Annotated in this window: 19 protein-coding genes; 11 read left to right on the top strand and 8 right to left on the bottom strand. The window is 72.1% G+C overall.

Features of this window, described 5'->3' with window-relative positions:
• Positions 1 to 8 precede the first annotated feature (8 nt).
• The 8 genes from ilvG (at position 9) to leuB (ending at position 8,101) form a co-directional block, all read left to right on the top strand.
• A complete protein-coding gene (gene ilvG / locus RAB70_RS08120; protein WP_148829587.1) occupies positions 9 to 1,730 on the top strand; it encodes an acetolactate synthase 2 catalytic subunit in 1,722 nt (573 codons plus the stop codon).
• Positions 1,714 to 1,962, top strand: coding sequence for an ACT domain-containing protein (locus RAB70_RS08115; protein WP_017910519.1), 249 nt, complete (start codon positions 1,714 to 1,716; stop codon positions 1,960 to 1,962). Before ilvG ends, RAB70_RS08115 begins: the two co-directional genes overlap by 17 nt.
• Positions 1,963 to 2,139: 177 nt before the next feature.
• Positions 2,140 to 3,240, top strand: coding sequence for a threonine dehydratase (locus RAB70_RS08110; protein WP_017910520.1), 1,101 nt, complete (start codon positions 2,140 to 2,142; stop codon positions 3,238 to 3,240).
• Complete coding sequence (locus RAB70_RS08105; protein WP_026144683.1) at positions 3,237 to 4,793, top strand: 2-isopropylmalate synthase; 1,557 nt, start codon at positions 3,237 to 3,239, stop codon at positions 4,791 to 4,793. Before RAB70_RS08110 ends, RAB70_RS08105 begins: the two co-directional genes overlap by 4 nt.
• 84 nt (positions 4,794 to 4,877) lie before the next feature.
• Positions 4,878 to 6,293 (top strand): 3-isopropylmalate dehydratase large subunit, encoded by a 1,416-nt coding sequence (leuC, locus tag RAB70_RS08100; protein ID WP_017910522.1) that lies wholly within the window; start codon positions 4,878 to 4,880, stop codon positions 6,291 to 6,293.
• A complete protein-coding gene (locus tag RAB70_RS08095; RefSeq protein WP_048492492.1) occupies positions 6,293 to 6,472 on the top strand; it encodes a hypothetical protein in 180 nt (59 codons plus the stop codon). The genes leuC and RAB70_RS08095 overlap by 1 nt, the downstream gene beginning before the upstream one ends.
• Positions 6,472 to 7,050: a 3-isopropylmalate dehydratase small subunit gene (gene leuD, locus RAB70_RS08090; RefSeq protein WP_148828555.1), complete on the top strand. Its 579-nt coding sequence runs from the start codon at positions 6,472 to 6,474 to the stop codon at positions 7,048 to 7,050. The genes RAB70_RS08095 and leuD overlap by 1 nt, the downstream gene beginning before the upstream one ends.
• Entirely contained in the window at positions 7,040 to 8,101 is a 1,062-nt protein-coding gene (leuB, locus tag RAB70_RS08085) for a 3-isopropylmalate dehydrogenase (protein WP_148828554.1), read from the top strand. Before leuD ends, leuB begins: the two co-directional genes overlap by 11 nt.
• 178 nt (positions 8,102 to 8,279) lie before the next feature.
• Here the strand turns inward: leuB and RAB70_RS08080 are convergent, their stop codons facing one another.
• From RAB70_RS08080 to RAB70_RS08045, 8 genes are all read right to left on the bottom strand, one after another.
• Positions 8,280 to 11,285, bottom strand: a complete 3,006-nt coding sequence (locus tag RAB70_RS08080) for a ligand-binding sensor domain-containing diguanylate cyclase (protein WP_148828553.1) — start codon at positions 11,283 to 11,285, stop codon at positions 8,280 to 8,282.
• A gap of 114 nt (positions 11,286 to 11,399) precedes the next feature.
• Entirely contained in the window at positions 11,400 to 12,776 is a 1,377-nt protein-coding gene (locus RAB70_RS08075; RefSeq protein ID WP_148828557.1) for an ATP-binding protein, read from the bottom strand.
• Between the two features lie 17 nt (positions 12,777 to 12,793).
• On the bottom strand, positions 12,794 to 13,471 hold the full coding sequence (locus RAB70_RS08070; RefSeq protein ID WP_010344484.1) for a response regulator transcription factor: 678 nt from the start codon (positions 13,469 to 13,471) through the stop codon (positions 12,794 to 12,796).
• 21 nt (positions 13,472 to 13,492) lie between these two features.
• Positions 13,493 to 14,149, bottom strand: a complete 657-nt coding sequence (locus RAB70_RS08065) for a tetratricopeptide repeat protein (RefSeq protein ID WP_148828552.1) — start codon at positions 14,147 to 14,149, stop codon at positions 13,493 to 13,495.
• Positions 14,146 to 14,964 (bottom strand): SDR family oxidoreductase, encoded by an 819-nt coding sequence (locus RAB70_RS08060; protein ID WP_017917188.1) that lies wholly within the window; start codon positions 14,962 to 14,964, stop codon positions 14,146 to 14,148. Before RAB70_RS08060 ends, RAB70_RS08065 begins: the two co-directional genes overlap by 4 nt.
• Complete coding sequence (locus RAB70_RS08055) at positions 14,964 to 15,641, bottom strand: TenA family transcriptional regulator (protein ID WP_043094824.1); 678 nt, start codon at positions 15,639 to 15,641, stop codon at positions 14,964 to 14,966. Before RAB70_RS08055 ends, RAB70_RS08060 begins: the two co-directional genes overlap by 1 nt.
• Positions 15,638 to 17,131 carry an AMP-binding protein gene (locus RAB70_RS08050; RefSeq protein ID WP_148828551.1) on the bottom strand — a complete coding sequence of 498 codons (1,494 nt, stop codon included), beginning with the start codon at positions 17,129 to 17,131 and terminating at the stop codon, positions 15,638 to 15,640. Before RAB70_RS08050 ends, RAB70_RS08055 begins: the two co-directional genes overlap by 4 nt.
• Positions 17,128 to 17,784, bottom strand: a complete 657-nt coding sequence (locus RAB70_RS08045) for a thermostable hemolysin (protein WP_043094822.1) — start codon at positions 17,782 to 17,784, stop codon at positions 17,128 to 17,130. Before RAB70_RS08045 ends, RAB70_RS08050 begins: the two co-directional genes overlap by 4 nt.
• Before the next feature lie 217 nt (positions 17,785 to 18,001).
• Here RAB70_RS08045 and RAB70_RS08040 point away from each other — a divergent pair, with 217 nt between their 5' ends.
• From RAB70_RS08040 to RAB70_RS08030, 3 genes are all read left to right on the top strand, one after another.
• Positions 18,002 to 18,664 carry a TetR/AcrR family transcriptional regulator gene (locus RAB70_RS08040; protein ID WP_026143842.1) on the top strand — a complete coding sequence of 221 codons (663 nt, stop codon included), beginning with the start codon at positions 18,002 to 18,004 and terminating at the stop codon, positions 18,662 to 18,664.
• Positions 18,665 to 18,798: 134 nt separating this feature from the next.
• Entirely contained in the window at positions 18,799 to 19,458 is a 660-nt protein-coding gene (locus RAB70_RS08035) for a protein-L-isoaspartate O-methyltransferase (protein WP_010344493.1), read from the top strand.
• An 18-nt stretch (positions 19,459 to 19,476) separates the two neighbouring features.
• Complete coding sequence (locus RAB70_RS08030) at positions 19,477 to 20,844, top strand: TolC family outer membrane protein (RefSeq protein WP_017911135.1); 1,368 nt, start codon at positions 19,477 to 19,479, stop codon at positions 20,842 to 20,844.
• Positions 20,845 to 20,971 lie beyond the last annotated feature (127 nt).

The raw sequence follows: 20,971 nt of genomic DNA, 5'->3' as shown, positions 1-20,971 counted from the left end.
GCCACCGTATGAACTCCTCCGCTCACGGCACGCCCCGCAACGGCGCGCGCTGGCTGACGCAGGCCCTGGAAGCCGAAGGCGTGGACACGCTGTTCGGCTATCCGGGCGGCACCATCATGCCGTTCTACGACGCGCTGGTAGACAGCCAGCTCAAGCACATCCTGGTCCGCCACGAACAGGGCGCGGCGCTGGCCGCCAACGGCTACGCCCGCGCCAGCGGACGGGTCGGCGTGTGCGTCGCCACGTCCGGCCCGGGCGCGTCCAACCTGGTCACCGGCATCGCCGATGCGATGCTCGACTCGGTGCCGATGATCTGCCTGACCGGGCAGGTCGCCACGCCGCTGCTGGGCACCGACGCGTTCCAGGAACTGGACGTGTTCGGGCTGACCCTGCCGATCGTCAAGCACAGCTTCCTGGTGCGGCACGTGGACGACCTGCCGCAGGTGCTGCGCGACGCGTTCCGCATCGCCCGCGAAGGGCGGCCGGGGCCGGTGCTGATCGACCTGCCCAAGGACGTGCAGCTGGCCGATGCCGCGCATCTGCCGGCGCACGTGCCGGCGGCGGTGCCGACCCCGCCGGCGCCGCAGGACGCGGTGCTGGCCGAGGCGCTGGCGGCGATCGCCGGCGCCGAGAAGCCGGTGATCTACGGCGGCGGCGGCATCGCCCTGGGCGATGCGGTGGACGCGTTCCGCGCGTTCGTCGACGCCACCCGCATCCCCACCGTGCTGACCCTGCGCGGGCTGGGCGCATTGCCGCACGCGCACCCGCATTACCTGGGCATGCTCGGCATGCACGGCACCCGCGCCGCCAACATGGCGGTGCAGGAGTCGGACCTGCTGATCGTGGTCGGCGCGCGCTTCGACGACCGTGCCACCGGCAAGCTGGCCGAGTTCGCGCCGTTCGCACGGGTCATCCACCTGGACGCCGACGCCTGCGAGATCTCCAAGCTGCGCCAAGCCGACATCGCCGTGCCCGGCGACGTGGCGCAGGCGCTGCGTGCGCTGTCCGCGGCGACCAGCACCTGCGAGGCCTGGCACGCCCGCTGCGTCGGCCATCGCGAGAAGTTCGGCGCGCGCTACGACGCGCCCGGGCAGGACATCTATGCGCCCGGCCTGCTGAAGCGGCTGAGCGAACTGGCCCCGGCCGACACCGTGATCGCCTGCGACGTCGGCCAGCACCAGATGTGGGTCGCCCAGCACTGCCGCTTCAACCACCCGCGCAACCACCTGACCAGCGGCGCGCTGGGCACCATGGGCTTCGGCCTGCCGGCGGCGATGGGCGCGCAGTTCGCCTGCCCGGACCGCACCGTGGTGCTGGTCAGCGGCGACGGCAGCTTCATGATGAACGTGCAGGAGCTGGTCACCATCGCCCGCTGCAAGCTGCCGGTGAAGATCGTGCTGCTGGACAACAGCTCGCTGGGCATGGTGCGGCAGTGGCAGGAACTGTTCTTCGCCGAGCGCTACAGCGAGATCGACCTCTCGGACAACCCGGATTTCGCCGCGCTGGCGCAGGTGTTCGGCATCCCGGCCAAGCGCATCACCGCGCGCGGCCAGGTCGACGACGCACTGGCCGAGCTGCTGGCGCAGCCGGGCCCGGCGCTGCTGCACGTGGCCATCGACGCGCGCGCCAACGTGTGGCCGCTGGTGCCGCCGAATACCGCCAACAGCACCATGCTGGAAAGCAATCCCGCTGCCCAGCGCCAGGAGACGACACATGCGTTACCAGCTTGACCTGGTGCTGAAACCGATCGACGGCGCCCTGCTGCGCGCGATCGGCATGGCCGAACGCCGCGGCTTCGCGCCGATCTCGATCAGCGGCGCACCGGTGGCCGAGGACGCCGGCCGCTGGCACCTGCAACTGGTGGTGGACGGCAACCGCCCCGGCGAGACCCTGCGCCTGCAGATGGAGAAGGTCTACGACTGCGAATCGGTGCGCGTGACCGCGCTGGATGGGGTGGTATGAGGCGGTCGGGACCCGGGGCGCGGGACTCGGGACCGGTGGCGGTCGCCGCGGGCGTCGGGCGCAGCGCGAGACGCGCGAAAGCCAGGACTGCGCGGAGGTGTCTTCTTCCATGGAGGTCGCTTCTCCGGGAACCCGCTGTTCCCGGGTCCCGGGTCCCGGGCCGCGGGTCCCGAGCGCATGTCTAACATCCCCGCCCCGCAGGAGCCGGACGTAGGCCACGTCGCCGTCAGCGTGGCCGACGTGCTGGCCGCGCAGGCGCGGCTGCGCCGCTATCTGCCGCCGACGCCGGTGCATTACGCCGAGCGCTTCGGCGTCTGGCTGAAACTGGAAAACCTGCAGCGCACCGGTTCCTACAAGGTCCGCGGCGCGCTCAATGCGTTGCTGGCCGGGCTGGAACGCGGCGACGAGCGCGCGGTGATCTGCGCCTCCGCCGGCAACCACGCGCAAGGCGTGGCCTGGGCCGCGCACCGCCTGGGCGTGCAGGCGATCACGGTGATGCCGCATGGCGCGCCGCAGACCAAGATCGCCGGCGTCGCGCACTGGGGCGCCACGGTGCGCCAGCACGGCAACAGCTACGACGAGGCCTTCGCCTTCGCCCGCGAGCTGGCCGAACAGAACGGCTACCGCTTCCTGTCCGCCTTCGACGACCCGGACGTGATCGCCGGCCAGGGCACCGTCGGCATCGAACTGGCCGCGCACGCCCCGGACGTGGTGATCGTGCCGATCGGCGGCGGCGGCCTGGCCTCCGGCGTGGCCCTGGCGCTGCGCTCGCAGGGCGTGCGCGTGGTCGGCGCCCAGGTCGAAGGCGTGGACTCGATGGCGCGGGCGATCCGCGGCGACGTCCGCGCCGTGGATCCGGTGCCCACCCTGGCCGACGGCGTCAAGGTTAAAATCCCCGGGTTCATCACCCGCCGGCTGTGCGCCAGCCTGCTCGACGACGTGGTGATCGTGCGCGAGGCGGAACTGCGCGAAACGCTGGTCCGCCTGGCGCTGGAGGAGCACGTCATCGCCGAGGGCGCCGGCGCGCTGGCCCTGGCGGCCGGGCGCCGCGTCGCCGGCAAGCGCAAATGCGCGGTGGTGTCCGGCGGCAACATCGACGCCGGCGTGCTGGCGACGCTGCTGTCGGAGGTGCGCCCGCGCCCGCCGCGCAAGCCGCGCCGCCGCAGCGCCGAGCGACTTCGTAGCCAACGTCCCGCCCCGCCCGCTCCTGCCCGCATCGCCGCGTCCCCGCATCCCCATCCGCAAGCCACCGCCGCCGTAGAGGAACCCATCTGGTGAACACTTCCGTTTCTTCCCAGACCCCCCGCATCCGCATTTTCGACACCACCCTGCGCGACGGCGAGCAATCCCCCGGCTGCAGCATGACCCCGCCGCAGAAGCTGGTGATGGCGCGCGCCCTGGCCGAGCTGGGCGTGGACATCATCGAGACCGGCTTCCCGGCCAGCTCGCAGTCCGACCGCGAGGCGATGGCGCTGATCGGCCGCGAAGTGCGCGGCCCGACCCTGGCGGTGCTGTCGCGCTGCCTGGCCGCCGACATCGAGACCTCGGCGCGGGCGCTGGAAGCGGCGGCCAATCCGCGCCTGCACGTCTTCCTGTCGACCAGCCCGCTGCACCGCGAGCACAAGCTGCGCATGACCCGCGAGCAGGTGCTGGAGTCTGTGCGCAAGCACGTGGCGCTGGCGCGCCAGTACGTGGACGACGTGGAGTTCTCGGCCGAGGACGCCACCCGCACCGAAGAGGATTTCCTGGCCGAGGTCGCCAGCGTGGCGATCGCCGCCGGCGCCACCACCATCAACCTGCCCGACACGGTCGGCTTCACCACCCCCGAAGAGATCCGCGGCATGTTCGCGCGGATCATCGCCAGCGTCCCCGGCGCCGACCGCGTGGTGTTCAGCGCGCACTGCCACAACGACCTGGGCCTGGCCGTGGCCAACTCGCTGGCCGCGGTGGAAGGCGGCGCGCGGCAGGTGGAATGCGCCATCAACGGCATCGGCGAGCGCGCCGGCAACTGCGCGCTGGAAGAGATCGCGATGGCGCTGAAGGTGCGCAACGCGTTCTACGAACTGGACACCGCGATCCACACCCCGCGCATCGTCGCCACCTCGCAGTTGCTGCAGCGCCTGGTCGGCATGCCGGTGCAGCGCAACAAGGCGATCGTCGGCGGCAACGCCTTCGCCCACGAGTCGGGCATCCACCAGCACGGCATGCTGCGCCACCGCGGCACCTACGAGATCATGCGCCCGGAAGACGTGGGCTGGGAGTCCTCGCAGATGGTGCTGGGCCGCCACAGCGGCCGCGCCGCGGTCGAGCAGCGCCTGCGTGCGCTCGGCTACGTGCTCGACGAGGCCGAACTGAACATCGCCTTCGACGCGTTCAAGGCGCTGTGCGAGCAGCAGCGCGTGGTCAACGACGCCGACCTGCAGGCGATGATGCAGGACGCGCCGGAGAGCCAGGGCTACCGCCTGTCGTCGATGACCGTCAGCGACCGTGGCCAGCGCGCCAGCGCGCAGGTCGAGCTGTCCGATCCGGACGGCCAGCGGGTCAGCGAGCGCGCCGAGGGCGACGGCCCGGTGGACGCCCTGTTCGCCGCGCTGTCGGCCGCCACCGGCGTGCAACTGGTGCTGGACAGCTACCAGGTACACAGCGTCGGCATCGGTGCCGACGCGCGCGGCGAGGCCAATCTCAGCGTGCGCCACGGCGAGGTCGAGTACGACGGCACCGGCACCAGCCGCGACATCATCGAGGCCAGCGCGCTGGCCTGGCTGGACGTGGCCAACCGTGTGCTGCGCCAGCGCCAGGGCGCGCCGGCCGCGGCCGACGCGCTGGCCTGAGCGGCCACAGCGCGGTCATCGTCCTCGTGCACGCTCGCCTTCGCTTCCTTTCCCCGCCCAGCTTTCCTGCCAGGTAGTTCCGCAATGTCCGCCACTCCCCGCACCCTGTACGACAAGCTGTGGGACGCGCACGTCGTCGTCCCCGAAAGCGCCGCCGCCCCGGCGGTGCTGTACATCGACCTGCACCTGATCCACGAAGTGACCTCGCCGCAGGCCTTCACCGAACTCAAGACGCGCGGCCTGGCGCCGCGCCGGCCCGACCGCACCAAGGCGACGATGGACCATTCCACGCCGACCCTGCCGCGCGGCGCCGACGGCAAGCTGCCGTACTACACGCCTGCCTCCGAGGCGCAGGTGGACATGCTCGCGCGCAACTGCGCCGACTACGGCATCGAACTGTTCGACATGGGCTCGGACAATCGCGGCATCGTCCACGTGATCGCACCGGAACAGGGCTTCACCCAGCCCGGCATGACCATCGTCTGCGGCGACAGCCACACCTCCACGCATGGCGCGTTCGGCGCGCTGGCGTTCGGCATCGGCACCAGCGAGGTCGGCCACGTGCTGGCCACCCAGTGCCTGCTGCAACGCAAGGCCAGGACCATGGCGATCACCGTCGACGGGCCGCTGGCGCCGGGCGTCGGCGCCAAGGACGTGATCCTGCACATCATCGGCGTGATCGGGGTCAACGGCGGCACCGGCCACGTACTGGAATACCGCGGCTCCACCATCGAAGCGATGGACATGGAGCAGCGCATGACCCTGTGCAACATGTCGATCGAGGCCGGCGCGCGCGCCGGCATGGTCGCGCCGGACCAGGTCACCTTCGACTGGGTCGCCAACACCCCGCGCGGCCCCAAGGGCGCCGACTTCGACGCCGCCGTGCAGCGCTGGTCGCAGCTGCGCAGCGATCCCGGCGCGCGCTTCGACGCCGAGGTGCGCATCGACGCGCGCGACATCCGCCCGACCCTGACCTGGGGCACCCACCCCGGCACCGCGATCGCGGTGGACGTGCCGATCCCGGCCGCGCAGGATCCGGCGGCGCAGAAGGGCCTGCACTACATGCACCTGGAAGCCGGGCACGCGCTGATCGGCACGCCGGTGGACGTGGTGTTCGTCGGCTCCTGCACCAACGGCCGGCTCAGCGACATGCGCGAAGTGGCGCAGGTGCTGCGCGGCCGCAAGGTGGCGCCGCACGTGCGCATGCTGGTGGTGCCGGGCTCGGAAATCGTCAAGCGCCAGGCCGAGGCCGAGGGCATCCACGAGGTGGTGCGCGCGGCCGGTGCGGAATGGCGCGAATCCGGCTGCTCGATGTGCATCGCCATGAACGGCGACCTGGTGGCGCCGGGGCAGTTGGCGGTGAGCACCAGCAACCGCAATTTCGAGGGCCGCCAGGGCCCGGGTTCGCGCACCCTGCTGGCCTCGCCGCTGACCGCGGCCTGGGCCGCGGTGAACGGCCAGGTCAGCGATCCGCGTGCGCTGTTCGCGGAGGTCGCGTGATGGCGCCGCACATCGCCGCGTTCGCGGCCACGCTGACCTTCGTCGCCACCACCACCCGCGCCTTCGCGCACCGCCACCAGCCGCTGCTGCCGCCGCACGTGCCGCCCGCGGCGCTGCCGCCGGTGGCCGACGCCGCGGCGCCCGCCCCCGACTCCGTCGCTTCCCAGGAGACCCCGTGATGGCCGGCTTCGCCACCCTCACCTCGCGCAGCGTGGTGCTGCGCCAGACCAACATCGACACCGACCAGATCATCCCGGCGCGGTTCCTGTCCACCACCGAGCGCGCCGGCCTCGGCCGCCACGCCTTCAACGACTGGCGCTGGCAGGCCGACGGCACGCCGAACCCGGAGTTCGCCTTCAACCAGGCGCACAATGCCGGCCGCCAGATCCTGCTGGCCGGGCGCAACTTCGGCTGCGGCTCCTCGCGCGAGCATGCGCCGTGGGCGCTGACCGACCTGGGCCTGCGCGCCATCGTCAGCAGCGAGATCGCCGACATCTTCCGCAACAACAGCCTCAAGAACGGCCTGCTGCCGATCGTGCTGGCCGAGGACGACGTGCAGACGCTGATGCAACGCCCGGACGACGCACTGACCGTGGACGTGGCCGCGCGCGAGCTGCGCACGCCCGACGGCCGCGTCTACGCCTTCCCGCTCGATGCGTTCTCGCAGACCTGCCTGCTCGAAGGCGTGGACGAGATGGGTTACCTGTTGCTGCGCCAACCCGACATCGAACGCTACGAGGCCACCCATGCACGCTGACATCGTCGTCCTGCCCGGCGACGGCATCGGTCCGGAAGTCGCCGCCGCCGCGGTCGCGGTGCTGCGCGCCGTCGCCGCGCGCCACGGCCACGACTTCCAGTTCCACGAACACGACATCGGCGGCATCGCCATCGACCGCCACGGCGAGCCGCTGCCGGCGGCGACGCTGACCGCCTGCCAGGGCGCCGACGCGGTGCTGCTGGGCGCGGTCGGCGGGCCGAAGTGGTCCGACCCCAACGCCAAGGTGCGCCCCGAACAGGGCCTGCTGGCGATCCGCCGCGGCCTGGGCCTGTTCGCCAACCTGCGCCCGGTCAAGCCGCACAAGGCGGCGCTGGACGCCTCGCCGATCAAGCCGCACCTGCTGCAGGGCGTGGACATCGTGGTGGTGCGCGAACTGACCGGCGGCATCTACTTCGGCGACAAGACCCGCAGCGCCAGCGGCGCCAGCGACCTGTGCCGCTACACCGTCGCGGAAATCGAACGGGTGCTGCGCAGCGCGTTCCGTCTGGCCCGGCAGCGCCGCCACCACGTGGTCTCGGTGGACAAGGCCAACGTGCTGGAAACCTCGCGACTGTGGCGCGACGTCGCCGCCCGCATCGGCCGCGAGGAATTCCCGGACGTGCGCCTGGAACACCAGTTGGTCGATTCGATGGCCATGCACCTGCTGGCCAAGCCGCGCGAGTACGACGTGATCGTTACCGAGAACATGTTCGGCGACATCCTCACCGACGAAGCCTCGATGCTGGCCGGCTCGCTGGGCCTGCTGCCGTCGGCCTCGCTGGGCGACGGCCGCATCGGCCTGTACGAGCCGATCCACGGGTCGGCGCCGGACATCGCCGGCAAGGGCATCGCCAACCCCTACGCGACCATCCTCAGCGCGGCGCTGCTGCTGCGCCACTCGCTGGGCCTGGAAGCCGAGGCGGCGGCGATCGAGCAGGCGGTGGATGCCGCGCTCGACGCGCAGGCGTTCACCGCCGATCTCGCCGCGCCCGGCCAGGGCATCTCCACCGACGCCGCCACGCAGGCGGTGCTGCAGCGCCTGCAGGCCTGATCCGCGGCGGCGCACCCGCGCCGGCCGTCTCCCGCCCGCCGCAGCGATGCGGCGGTGCGCAACGCCCCACTGCAACGCCCCACGCGCTTCGCGGCGCCTGCCTGGCGCCTGCGCGCGCTTCCCAGGCAAGCTGCGTCGCCGCGCCACCGACGCGCTGCGTCCGGGTTGCGGCAGCGGCCTAGCCGACCACCCGATCGCGGCCTTCGCGCTTGGCCTGGTACAGGTGCTTGTCGGCCTTCACCAGCAGGTCGCGGCGGGTGCGCAGGGCCGGCGACAGGCAGGCGAAACCGATGCTGGCGGTGAAGCGCACCGCGCGACCGTCGTCGGCGTACAGCACCAGGTCGGCCACGCGCAGGCGCAGCGCGTCCAGGCGCGCGCGCGCCGCCTCCTGGTCCAGGCCGGGCAGCACCAGCAGGAATTCCTCGCCGCCATGGCGCGCAGCGAACGCCTGCTCGCCGAGGCTGTCGCGCAGCGCCTCGCCGACCCGGCGCAGCACCTCGTCGCCGATCTCGTGGCCGTAGGCGTCGTTGATCTTCTTGAAGTGGTCGATGTCCAGCAGCGCCACGCACAACGGCGTGCGCGCGCTCAGCGCCCGCTCCAGCGCCGTGTTGAGATAGGGATCGCCGGTGCGCCGGTTGGGCAGGCCGGTCAGCGCATCGTGCCCGGCCTGGTAGGCGAGCTTGCGCACCAGGTCCTCGCGTTCGAGGTTGGCCAGCTTCAACGCCAGGTTCTTGGCCTTCAGCTCGTGGGTGCGCTCGGCGATGATGGTGTTGAGCCGGCGCTGGCGGCGCCGGTAGCGATAGCTGCGGCCGCGGTACCACCACAGGATCAGACCGGTCGCGCACAGCGCCGCCAGCACCACGAACGGCCAGCGCTCCCAGAACGGCGGCACCAGCTGCAGTTGCAGCGAGGCGCTGCCGATGCGTTCGCTGCGCGACCAGTCCAGCGGGCTGGTCATCGCCTGCACGTCCAGGCGATAGCTGCCCGACGGCAGGTTGGTATAGACGGCTTCCTCGTTGCTGCCGGCATCGACCCACTGCCGGTCGAATCCCTGCAGGCGGTAGCGGTAGCGCACCTTGTCCGGCGAGCGGAAGCTCAGCCCGGCATAGCCGACCGCGAGCCGGGCGACACCGCCGTGCAGGCGGTACTCGCCACGCAGCGGCTGCGCCACGCCATCCACCTGCACATGCGAGATCACCAGCGGCGGCGCACGCACGTTGCGCCGGCTCGGCAGGGCCGGATCGATCAGCGCCAGCCCGGCCGAGGTCGGGATCAGCAGCACACCGTTGCGGCTGCGCCAGCCGGCCGGTGCGCTGCTGCCGTTGCCCTGCCCGCCGGGCATGCCGTCGCTGCGGTCGACCACGTCCACCGCCAGGGTGCTGCGCTGGCCCGCGTCCAGCTCCGCCAGCCGCGCACGCGCGATGCGCAGCACGCCGCGGTTGCTGTTCGCCCACAGATTGCCGTTGCCGTCGTCGAGCAGCCGGAACAGCTTGTCGCGCGGCAGACCGACGCTATGGTCGTAGATGCGCCACTGCCCGCCGCGCAGCCGCAGCAGGCCGCGGTCGCTGGCGACCCACAGGGTGCCGTCGGCATCTTCGAGGAAGTCGAAGGCGTTCTGCGCCGGGAAGCCCTGCCCGCTTGGCCGCGCCTGCAGCGTGCCGTTGCCCGCGAGCGTGGCGACGCCCTGATTGGTGCCGATCCACAGCACGCCGGCGCGGTCGCGGTACAGCGCCTGCACCTGTCGCCCGGGCAGGCCGTCGGCGCTGCCGTAGGCCCGCGTGCGATCGCCCTTGCGGTACAGCAGCCCCTCGTTGCCGCCGATCCACAGGCCGCCGTCGGCATCGGCCAGCAGCGCGCGCACCATGGTCCGCGGCACGCCCGCGGCCACGCCCAGGCGTTGCCGGATCGTGCCGTCGGCCGACAGCAGCAGCACGCCCTGGTCGTAAGTGCCCACCCACATGCCGCCGTCGCGGGCGGCGGCCAGCGCCAGCACCGATGGATCGCGGCCCGGCCGCTCGCTCAGCCGTACCGCGCGGATGCGGCCGCCCTCCCAGCGGTCCACGCCGGCGGCATGGCCGATCCAGATCGTGCCATCGGCGTTCTGCTCGACCACGCGTACGTAGTCGCTGCCGAGCCCGTCCTGGCGGGTCAGGCCGCCGGCGTCGCCCTTGGCGACACGGAACAGCCCGTCGGTGCTGCCGGCCCACACCAGGCCCTCGTGGTCCTCGATCAACGCGGGGCTGACCACGCCGGAGATCGACAGGACTTCGTCGCTGGCGCCGTTGGCGGTGCGCCGCAACAGTTGCCCACTGGACAGGCTCATCCATAGCTGGCCGTCCTGGTCCTGCAGCGCGGCATCGACGCGCTGGCCGCGCCGCAGCCATTGCAGCTCGTCGTTGCCGCCGAGCCAGAACACGCCCTCGTCGCTGGCCACCAGCAGGCCGCCGTGACGGTCGGGGGTCAGCCGCCGGATCGAGGCGGTGCGCATCGCCGCCGTGCCCCAGCGTTGCGCCTGCGTGCCGTGCGCGGTCAGGCGGAACAGCCCCTGCGAGGTGCCCACCAGCACCGCATCGCGGTAGCGCAGCAGCGCAGCGATGCGGGTCCGGCGCAGCCCCGCGGCGGTGCCGACATCGACCAGGCGGCCGTCGGCCTCGATCCGGAACAGGCCGTCCTCGCTGCCCACCCACAGCGCGCCGTCGGCATCGCGCAGCATCGCGGTGACCCGCAGGCGCTGCGCGCGCGCATCGCCCAGATGCTCCCAGCGCCCGGCGGCGTAGCGGAACACGCCGTCGTAGGCGGTGCCGACCAGCATGCCGCCATCGGTTTCGGCGAGCAGTGCGAACACGCCCGACAACTCCATGCCCGGGGTGTTCTGGCGATCGAAGACGGTGAAGGCGCGGCCGTCGAAGCGGGCCACGCCTTCCCAGGTTCCCACCCAGATCATGCCGTCGCGGTCCTGGGCCAGCGCGTGCACCAGGTTGTGCGGCAGCCCCTCTTCCATGGTCCAGCGCGCGATCACCGGGCGATCGAGCACCGCGCGCTCGGTCAGCGGCGCGGCCGGTTCGGCGCGCGCGGCGGCACTGGCGCAGCACAGCGCCAGCAGCAGGCATATCACCACGCCCAGGCGGCGACACAGCGCTAGCGCGCCGTCGCGACTATCGTGACGCCGATCCCCCTGTTCCATCCCTTTCCGAATCACACCTGCAACGGCGCGCGGGTACCCCCTGTGGGCAGATGGCTAATCTATCACTGCCTGTTCGGCGCCGATGTCAGGGTGTTCCTGACGCCCAGGCCTGGCTCACGGGGGGAGCGGCAGGGTCACGCAGACGCGCAGGCCGCCCAGGGTCGGCGAGGCGTCCAGGGTCACCTCGCCGCCGTGCGCGGTCACCACCTCACGCACGATCGCCAGGCCCAGGCCGCTGCCTTCCACGCCACTGCCCAGCTCGCGGTGGAAGCGCGCGAACACCCGCTCGCGCGCCTCGGCCGGGATGCCGGGGCCGGAATCCTCGACGCTGAAGCAGACGCCGTCACGGCCAGCGCACAGCGCCACCTCGACCTGGCCCTGCGGCGGCGCATAGCGCAGCGCGTTGTCGATCAGGTTGCGCACCAGCGCCGACAGCGCCGCCTCGTTGGCCGGCAGCCGTGCCGGGTCGTTGCGGCGCAGGTGCAGGTGCTGGCCGCGGCGCGCGGCCTGGTCGCGCGCCTCCTCCACCTGCAACGCCACCAGCGCGTCCAGCGCCAGCGGCGACAGCGCCGCGGCGGCAGCGCCCGGCTCGACCCGGCTCAGGGTCAGCAACTGTGCGACCAGCCGCTCCACCCGGCGCACGCTGGCGTCCAGGTGCCGCTGCGATTCGCTGCGCTCGTCGGCGTCGCGGGCCTGGCGCAGGTTGTCGGCGTGCACCTTCAGCGCGGCGATGGGGGTGCGCAGTTCGTGCGCGGCATCGGCGATGAAGCGGCGTTCGCGCTCCAGCGCGGTCTGCAGGCGCCGCATCAGCCCGTTGACCGCGGCGACCAGGCCGAGGATCTCGCGCGGCACGCCCTGCAGCGGCAGCGGTTCCAGCCGCTGCGGGTCGCGCTCGCCGATCGCCTGCGAGACCCGGCTCAGGGCGCCGCTGGCCCAGCTCACCAGCAGCCACACCAGCACCACCAGCACCGGCAGGGCCAGCAGCAACGGCAGGGCCGTGCCCAGCGCGATGTCCTCGGCCAGTTCCTCGCGGATATCGGCCTGTTCGCCGGTCTGGAACCAGCGCCCGCCCGGCGAGCGCAGGCTGAAGGTGCGCCAGCGGTCGCCGTCCAGGGTGACGTCGGCGAAGCCGGCGCGCAGCGGCGCCAGCTGCCGGGTCGGCCCGCTGTCCGAGCGCAGCAGCAGATGGCCATTGCGGTCGCGCACCTGGAACGCGAGTTTGCTTTCGTAGGCGTGCCCGGTGCGGAACGCCAGCGCCTCGCCCACGCCCTGCGCCTGGCCATGCCAGCCGCGGATCACGATGGCGTCGCCGGCCGGACCCAGCCGCGACAGATCGTCCAGCGGCTCGTCGACCAGGCTCAGCAACACGCGCGAGGACTGCACCAGCTTGGCATCGAACATCTCGCCGGCCTCCTGCAGGCCGGCGCGGTAGCTCAACAGCGCGGTCAGCGCGAACACCGGCACCACCACGCCGAGCAGGCCGCCCAGCAAGCGTCGCCGCATCGAACTCATGGCGCCGCCGTCGCGGCCTGGGTGTCGAGCGCGTAGCCGACCCCGCGCACGGTGCGGATCAGCGCCGGATCGAGCTTGCGCCGCAACTGGTGCACGTGCACGTCCACTGCGTTGCTGGCCACATCCTCGTCCCAGCCGTACAGCCGCTGCTGGATCGAATCGCGGGCGATGGCGCGGCCGTGGCGCTCGGCCAGCAGCCACAGCAGGGCGAACTCGCGCCGGGTCAGGTCCAGGGCACGGCCGCGCCAGCGCACCGCCAGGCGCTCCGGGTCCAGGTGCAGCGCGCCGATCTCCAACTGCGGCGTGGCGCGGCCGGCGCTGCGCCGCAGCAGCGCACGCGTGCGCGCCAGCAGTTCGGTGGTGTCGAAGGGCTTGCCCAGGTAATCGTCGGCGCCCACGTCCAGGCCCAGCGCACGGTCGGCCGGCCGCTCACGCGCGCTGAGCACCAGGATCGGCACGTCGGCACCGAGCTGGCGGGTGCGCCGGATCACCTCCAGCCCGTCCATCCGCGGCAGCCCCAGGTCCAGCAGCACCAGGTCGATCTCGCCATCGCCGATCGCGGCCAGCGCGGCGGCACCGTCCTGCACCCAGTCCACCGAATAGGCGGCGCGGCGCAGGGCGGTGCGGATGCCCTCTCCCAGCGACAGATCGTCTTCCACCAGCAGGATGCGCATGACCGCAGTGTGGGCGGCCGCTCAGCGGCTGGCAAGACGCGTTTCGACCTCGTGCAGCGCCGCCTGGATCTGCTGGCGGCGGCCGTGGTCGGCCACCTCGCGGCCGGGCCGCGGCGGCGCCGCCAGGGCCTTGCGCAGCGCCGCCGCGGCGCCGCTCCAGTCCTTCTGCGCGCGCAGGAAATCGCCGTAGAAGTAATTGGCGTCGATGCCGTCCGGGTCGTACTGCAGGCCCTGCTGCAGCAGCGCGCGCGCCTTGGCGTCGTCGCCGAAGCCCACCGGCCAGCCCGGCACCTGGTAGTACAGCGCGCCCAGGCTGGTGCAGCCGGCGCCGTTCAGGGCGGCCGGGTCCAGCGCCAGCGCCTGCTCGAAATCGCTGCGGGCGCGCTTGACCAGGCCCAGCGCACCGAGGCCGCCGCGCTCGCCGGCTTCGCTGGACAGCACGATGCCCTCCCAGATCAGCGCCGCCGGATCGCGCGGCGCCGCCTGGCGGGCGGCGGCCGCCTGCGCGGCCAGGCTGGCATAGGCCTGCAGGCGCTGCGGCTTCGGCGTCTGGTAGGCGACCTGGGCCCACTGGTCGCGCACCGCGACCACTGCCGGCGTCAGCGGCGCGGCGGCGACGGCCGCCCCCAGCGGCGACAGCGCAAGCAACAACGACAGCGCACGCAGACGGACGTTCATCGGGCATCTCCAAATCGGGAAGGAGCGCGCGCGGCATGCCGGCGCACCACGGGCAACTGCGCTTTCAAACTGCGGTCCACCAGCCCCGGCAAGGCGCCGTTGAGGCGGGCGAAGAGCTTTTCCGGCCAGCCGATCTGCAGGCGCCGATCGCCGCGTTCGATCGCCTGGCGCAGCGCGCGCGCCACCCGCTCGGGCGTATCCGCGCCGACCTTCAACTCCTGGTTCATCGCATCCACCTGCGCGGTGTTGAACGCGGTGCGGGTGGCGCGCGGCGCCAGGTACTGGAAACGCACATGGCTGTCGGCGTACTCGCGCGCCAGCGCCTCGAACAGCCCGCGCAGGCCGAACTTGCTGGCGCTGTAGCCGGCGAAACCGGGAAAGCCCAGGCTGCCGAAGGTGGAGCCCACCGCCACCACCGTGGCCTGCGGCTGCGCCTGCAGCAACGGCAGCAGCGCGCGCACCAGCAACATCGGCGCCATCAGGTTGGTGTCGAGCAATTGCCGCAGATCCTGCTCGGACTGCTCGGCGAACAGGCCGAAGCCGCTCTGCGCATGCGCGATCAGCAGCAGCGAGGGACGGATCGGCAAGGCCCCAGCGGCGGCGAGCAACTGCGCGCGCCCGGCCGGCGTGGACAGGTCCAGCGGCAGCGGCAGCACCCGTCCCTGCGGATGCCGGCCGGCGACCTGCGCCAGGCGCACCGGGTCGCGGCCGACCGCCAGCACGCACGCGCCGGCGGCCACCAGTTCGTCGCACAGGGCGGCGCCGATGCCGCCGCTGGCGCCGGTGAGAATCACACTGCGTCCGTTGAGATCCATCATGCGGCCTCCGCCATGGGCAGCGCCGGCTGTGCGCGCAGGCTGCGGAAAATGTCGCCGTACAGGCCGTAGAAGCGCTTGGCCGCATGCACCACGGCGCGCTGGTCGTCGGCATCGTCGAGCCGGTCCATCAGGCCTTCGAAGAAGCCGGCATGCTCGATGTCCAGGTCGCCGTGCGAGCGCAGGTAGCTGAAGGCGTTGCGCGGCAGACCCAGCGAGGTCTCGATGCTCTCGGCCGCGCGCGTGGCCAGCGCCACGCTGGTGCCTTCCAGCACCAGCACCATGCCGAAGAAGCCGACCGGATTGCCGCGGGCGATGGTGTCGTAGGCGTAGGCCACCATCAGTTCGGTCGCCGCCGATGGCATCGAGGCGGCGGCGGCGGCGCGGTCGGCGCCGCAGGCGGCCAGGTCGTCGAGGATCCACTCCTGGTGGCCCAGTTCTTCCTCGATGTACTCGGCCACCGCGCTGCGCAGCCATTCCAGCCGTGCCGGCAGGCGCGCGCCGCAGGCCATCAGCAGGGGCACGGTATGGCGCACGTGGTGATAGGCCTGGCCGAGGAAGGCGACGTAGTCGGCGCCGGCGATCTGCCCGGCCAGGGCAGTCTGGATGATCGGGATGGCGATCAGGTCGGCGCGTTCGGCCTGGGTCTCGGCGAGCAGCCGGGCATGGAAACTCATTGGAAGGCTCCTGGGGCGGGATCGGGTTCGAGTTCGGCATAGCGCTGCGCCACGGCGTCGGCGTAGCGCTGCAGGATGGCGTCGCGGCGCGGGCGGCCGTTGCCGGTGAGCAGACCGTCGGCGGCGCTGAACGGCGCGGCGGCGCGCACGAAGCCGGCGACGCGGGCGTAATCGGGCAGGCCGGCATTGACCTCGGCCAGCGCGCCGTGCAGCGCGGCGTCGTCTTCGCCGGCGCGGCGCGGCCACAGCACCGCCAGGTTGTGCGCACGCGCCTCGCCGCACACCACCGCTTGGGCGATCAGCGGATGCTGCAGCAGTTCGCTTTCCACCCACTCCGGCGAGACGTTGCGGCCGAACGCGGTGATGAACACATGCTTGCGGCGGCCGGTGATGTGCACGAAGCCGTCGGCATCGACATGGCCCAGGTCGCCGGTGGCGATCGGCCCCGGTGCCGGGCCGGGCGCGCCCAGGTAGCCCAGGCAGCGCACGCCCTCGACCTGCAGTTCGCCATCGACCACCTGCACCCGCGCATGCGGCAGCGGCCGTCCGACGCTGCCCAGGCGCTGCGCCTCGGGCCGGTTCAAGGCCACGACCGAGGCGCACTCGGTCAGGCCGTAGCCTTCGAACACCGGCAACTGCAGCGCCGCCGCACGGCGCAGCAGCCCCGGGCCGACGCGGCCACCGCCGACCGCCAGGTAGCGCAACGAGGCGGGCAGCGGCACGCCGCGCTCGGCGGCCATGACCAGCCCCAGTAGCAACTGCGGCACCAGGATCACGCTGTGCGGCTGGTAGCGGTGCAGGCAGGCGATCAGGGTCGGGATGTCCAGGCCGGCAGCGCCGCTGTAGCCGATCTCGGCCAGCGACGGCAGCGCGATCTGCGCGCCGGACAGCAGCGGCGCGTACAGGCCGCCGACGTTCTCCAGCAGCGTCGACAGCGGCATCAGGCACAGGTGCCGGCGCGGCGCCAGCGCCGAGGCGGCGTCGGCCAGCGAGCCGGCGACCTGCAGCAACGCGTCGGCGCTCAGGCACACGCCCTTCGGCTGGCCGGTGGTGCCGGAGGTGTAGGTGATGCAGCCGGTGTCCGCAGGCAGCGCCACCGGCGCCTGCACCAGGCGCCGGCCTGCCAGTCCCGGCTCCGGCAGGCGCAGCGCCTCGCCGTCGAGGTCGGCCAGCGCCGGACCCGGCGCCGCGATCAGCCCCTGCGCGCCGCTGCTGGCCAGGGCGTACTGCACCTGCGCCGGGCTGAAGAAAGTCGGCAGCGGCACGTGCACGCCGCCACCCAGGCGGATCGCCAGGTCCAGCAGCAGCCACTCGGGGCCGTTGTCCAGGCGGCTGGCGACGCAATGCACCCCATGTCCCTGCAGCGCATCGGCCAGGCGCTGTGCGCGCTCGAGCAGATCGCGCTCGCGCAGCGCCCCATCGGCGTAAAGCACGCGCGCGTCGTCGCCGCGCAAGCCGGCCAGCAGGTCGGCGACGCCGGGCGTGCTCACGGCGCCCCCGCCAGGCAGGCGCGGAACGTGGGCAGCACGCCGTGGCGGGGTTCCGCCTCGCGCTGCAGGAAGGCGTGCCCGGCGGCGATGTCGCCGAACATCAGCCGCGGCTGCGCCGCGTAGTAGTCGCCCCAGTCGCTGGGATCGTCGCGCAGGTCCTGGCCGCGCGCCTCGCCCAGCTCCACAGTGGCCAGGTGCAGGCGGTCGAAGGCGTTGCGTAGTTGCCGGGTCGCCACGAACAACACCCAGCGCAGGCCCGCACCATGCAGGGTGCAGGTCAACGCGCGGATCATCGCCCGCGCGTCGCCGGCGTGCTCGGCGGCGAAATTGCCCACCTCCACCAACTCCGTGCGCACCACCCGCCGCGGCATCCGCTCGGCGATCGCCAGCTCGGCCGGCTGCGCCAGGTACTGCTCGACGAACAGCGGACCCTCGCTGGCGCAGCGCAGCCCCAGCGCGGCCTGCAGGCGACCGTCGGCGCCGTGGTAGGCGAGCAGGTGCGGAAGAAAGCCGCGCAGGACCGCGCCGTAGCGCTCGCGGTAGACCCGGGCGATGAAGGCTTCCACCTGCGCGCGATCGGGATGCAGGGCATCGACCAGCACAGGATCGGCGAAGCGGAAACCGGAAGCAGCGGAGAGGGGGACGATGGCCATGGCGGCATCGTCGGGGCAGTCGATTAGGCGACCATGAGCCCGATGTTAGGCAAATGTAAGCCGCGCATAAGCAAAGCATTGGACGCCGCGGCCCTGCCGCCCGTGCCCGCCGGCGCACTGCGCAGCCCGGCTGCCCCGCCCGCCGAACGCAGCGTCACAATAATGAACCAGCGGGTCTAGTATAAATATCGAACCGACTGGTCTAGTATTGCCACCCATGGTCAGCAAATCGTCCGCCGCCTCCGCCAAATCCTCCTCGCGTCCCGCCGGGCCCGGTCGCCCCAAGGACATGGGCAAACGCGCCGCGATCCTGGAAGCGGCACGGGAAATGTTCACCGAACTGGGCTTCGGCGGGGTCAGCATGGACGGCATCGCCGCCCGCGCCGGCGTCTCCAAGCTCACCGTCTACAGCCACTACGGCGACAAGGAAACCCTGTTCGCCGAGGCGGTGCGCGCGCAATGCCAGGCGCTGCTGCCCGACGACCTGTTCGGGCACGCCCTGAAAGGACCGCTGCGCACCCAGTTGCTGGACATCGGCCAGGCCTTCTTCGCCATGATCAGCAGCGAGGCGGCGATGGCCACCCACCGCATGATGCTGACCCCGGGCACCGGCGACGACCACGTCCGCGAGATGTTCTGGAATGCCGGTCCCAAGCGCACCCAGCAGCACCTGGCGCAACTGCTGCAGGCCCACGTCGCCGCCGGCGCGCTGGACATCGCCGACCTCGACCTGGCCGCCTCGCAGTTCTTCTGCCTGGTCAAGGGCGAGCTGTACTCGCTGATGATGTGCGGGCTGTGCCGCGACGCCAGCCAGGAGCGGATCCGCGCCCATGTCGAGGCCAGCATCGACTTCTTCCTGCGTGCCTATGCGGCGCGCTAGCCCGGCCGTGGGGCTGTCCGCGACGGCCGATGACTTCCGGCACTGCGCGCCGGACCGTCCGGCGGCGATGCTGCGGCATACGCCCGGCCTCCGTGCCGGCTAAAATGCCCGGCCCTCCGCGTTGGATGCCCGAAATGACGATCGACTACTCCCAAGCCCGCGAAAAGATGGTGGAACAGCAGGTCCGTCCCTGGGACGTGCTGGACCTGCGCGTGCTCGACGTGCTGTCGCGGCTGCCGCGCGAGACCTTCGTGCCGCCGGCCCACCGCGCCGTGGCCTACGCCGACCTGGAGATTCCGCTGGGCCACGGCCAGTTCATGATGAAGCCGGTCATCGAAGGCCGCATGCTGCAGGCCCTGGACCTGCAGCCGGGCGAGGACGTGCTGGAGATCGGCACCGGCAGCGGCTTCGTCAGCGCCTGCCTGGGCGAGCTCGGCCGCGAAGTGGTCAGCCTGGAGATCGAGCCGGCCCTGGCCGCCGCTGCGCGCGCCAACCTGGACGCCGCCGGCCTGGGCAGCAACGTCCGCATCGAGACCGCCGACGCCTTCGCTTGGAACAGCGAGCGCCGCTTCGACGTGGTCTGCGTCACCGCCGCGGTCACCGAGATCCCGGCGCAGTTCCTGGCCTGGCTGCGCCCCGGCGGCCGCCTGTTCGCGATCCGCGGCCGCGCGCCGGTCATGGAAGCGGTGCTGGTGCATGCCGAAGCGGGCGCGCCGCGCACGGAATCGCTGTTCGAAACCGACCTGGCGTACTACCTGCGAGGCGCAGCGCCAGTCCCCCAGTTCACATTCTGATCCATCAAGGAAGCCGCAATGATCCGCCGATCCCTCGTCCTGGCGCTGGCCGCCGCGCTGTTTCCGTTGGCCGCCAACGCCACGGACCTGCTGCAAGTCTACGAAATGGCCCGCAACAGCGACCCGCAGTTGGCCTCCGCGGAATCGACCCGGCTGTACGACAAGGAAGGCGAAGTGCAGGCGCGCGCCGCCCTGCTGCCGCAGATCAACGGCAGCGCGTCGCTGCAGCGCAACCATAGCGAAGTCGAGCGCGGCGGCGGCGAACTGGCCGGCACCGGCAAGAGCCGCAGCTACGCCGTGCAGGGCCAGCAGACCCTGGTCAACTTCGCCCAGTTCTCCAACCTGCGCGCGCAGAAGGCGCGCAGCCTGGCTGCCGACTACACTCTGGATTCGGCCAACGACGACCTGATCGTGCGCACCTCGGCGGCCTACTTCAACGTGCTGGTGGCGATCGAATCGCTGGTCGCCGCCGAGACCAACGAAGCCGCCGCCAAGAAGCAGTTCGACTATGCCGACAAGCGCCTGGAAGTGGGCCTGGCGCCGATCACCGACGTGCACGAAGCCCGCGCCGAGTACGACCAGGCCCGCGCCGACACGATCAATGCGCGCAACTCGCTGCAGGACCTGTACCAGGCGCTGACCCAGATCACCGGCCAGCCGGTGCGCGACCTGCGCGGCCTGCCGGAGGATTTCCGTCCGCAGCTGCCGGCCACCGGCGGCGACATCGACAGCCTGATCGCCTCGGCGCTGGACAAGAACCCGTCGCTGCGGTCCTACCAGTACCAGGTGCAGGCGGCCGAGGCCAGCGTCTCGGCGGCACGCGCCGGGCACCTGCCGACGCTGAGCCTGTCGGCCAGCGCCGGCCGCGACGCGAACTGGGGCAACAGCGTCTCCGGCAGCGGCAGCACCCCGCGCGCCGACAGCAACACCATCGGCCTGACCTTGAACATCCCGATCTTCGCCGGCGGCGCCACCCAGTCCGGCGTGCGCCAGGCGCTGGCGCAGCGCGACATCGCCCAGGACACCTACGAACTGCAGAAGCGCGCGCTCGACCGCAACACCCGCAACGCCTACCAGACGGTGGTGGCCGGGATCAGCGAGATCGAGGCGCGGCGCCTGGCGGTGGTCTCGGCGCAGGCCGCGTTCGATGCCTCGCAGGTCGGCCTGGAAGTGGGCACCCGCACCGTGCTGGACGTGGTGCAGAACCAGCGCACCCTGTACCAGGCGCAGCTGGCCTACGCGCAGGCGCGCTACAACTTCCTGCAGAACCGTCTGCTGCTGAGCCAGGCGCTCGGCTCGCTGGACGTGGCCGAGGTGCAGTCGATCAACGCGCTGCTGACCCAGAGCGCCGAGTCCAAGCTCAACTCCGCCAACAGCACGCAGTAAGCGCACGCACACGCGCTTGCCGCCGAAACGGCGGGCCTTCGGGTCCGCCGTTTTTGTTTATGGAGGCGTTGGGCGAATGGCGGCAGCCTCCTGTGGGAGGGACTTCAAGTCCCGACGCGCTGCGCGA

It is taken from the genome of Xanthomonas sontii (assembly GCF_040529055.1).
Classification (GTDB): domain Bacteria; phylum Pseudomonadota; class Gammaproteobacteria; order Xanthomonadales; family Xanthomonadaceae; genus Xanthomonas_A; species Xanthomonas_A sontii.
The sequence above is the reverse complement of the archived record's forward strand: the minus strand, read 5'-3'. Positions and strand labels throughout refer to the sequence as shown.

Excerpts from the sequence above, each read along its gene's own strand:
- RAB70_RS08055 (WP_043094824.1), bottom strand. The coding sequence starts at position 15,641 with ATGAGTTTCCATGCCCGGCTGCTCGCCGAGACCCAGGCCGAACGCGCC.
- RAB70_RS08115 (WP_017910519.1), top strand. The coding sequence starts at position 1,714 with ATGCGTTACCAGCTTGACCTGGTGCTGAAACCGATCGACGGCGCCCTG.
- RAB70_RS08070 (WP_010344484.1), bottom strand. The coding sequence starts at position 13,471 with ATGCGCATCCTGCTGGTGGAAGACGATCTGTCGCTGGGAGAGGGCATC.
- leuD (WP_148828555.1), top strand. The coding sequence starts at position 6,472 with ATGGCCGGCTTCGCCACCCTCACCTCGCGCAGCGTGGTGCTGCGCCAG.
- RAB70_RS08030 (WP_017911135.1), top strand. The coding sequence starts at position 19,477 with ATGATCCGCCGATCCCTCGTCCTGGCGCTGGCCGCCGCGCTGTTTCCG.
- ilvG (WP_148829587.1), top strand. The coding sequence starts at position 9 with ATGAACTCCTCCGCTCACGGCACGCCCCGCAACGGCGCGCGCTGGCTG.
- RAB70_RS08060 (WP_017917188.1), bottom strand. The coding sequence starts at position 14,964 with ATGGATCTCAACGGACGCAGTGTGATTCTCACCGGCGCCAGCGGCGGC.
- RAB70_RS08035 (WP_010344493.1), top strand. The coding sequence starts at position 18,799 with ATGACGATCGACTACTCCCAAGCCCGCGAAAAGATGGTGGAACAGCAG.
- RAB70_RS08045 (WP_043094822.1), bottom strand. The coding sequence starts at position 17,784 with ATGGCCATCGTCCCCCTCTCCGCTGCTTCCGGTTTCCGCTTCGCCGAT.
- RAB70_RS08095 (WP_048492492.1), top strand. The coding sequence starts at position 6,293 with ATGGCGCCGCACATCGCCGCGTTCGCGGCCACGCTGACCTTCGTCGCC.
- RAB70_RS08080 (WP_148828553.1), bottom strand. The coding sequence starts at position 11,285 with ATGGAACAGGGGGATCGGCGTCACGATAGTCGCGACGGCGCGCTAGCG.
- leuC (WP_017910522.1), top strand. The coding sequence starts at position 4,878 with ATGTCCGCCACTCCCCGCACCCTGTACGACAAGCTGTGGGACGCGCAC.
- RAB70_RS08110 (WP_017910520.1), top strand. The coding sequence starts at position 2,140 with ATGTCTAACATCCCCGCCCCGCAGGAGCCGGACGTAGGCCACGTCGCC.
- RAB70_RS08065 (WP_148828552.1), bottom strand. The coding sequence starts at position 14,149 with ATGAACGTCCGTCTGCGTGCGCTGTCGTTGTTGCTTGCGCTGTCGCCG.
- leuB (WP_148828554.1), top strand. The coding sequence starts at position 7,040 with ATGCACGCTGACATCGTCGTCCTGCCCGGCGACGGCATCGGTCCGGAA.
- RAB70_RS08040 (WP_026143842.1), top strand. The coding sequence starts at position 18,002 with ATGGTCAGCAAATCGTCCGCCGCCTCCGCCAAATCCTCCTCGCGTCCC.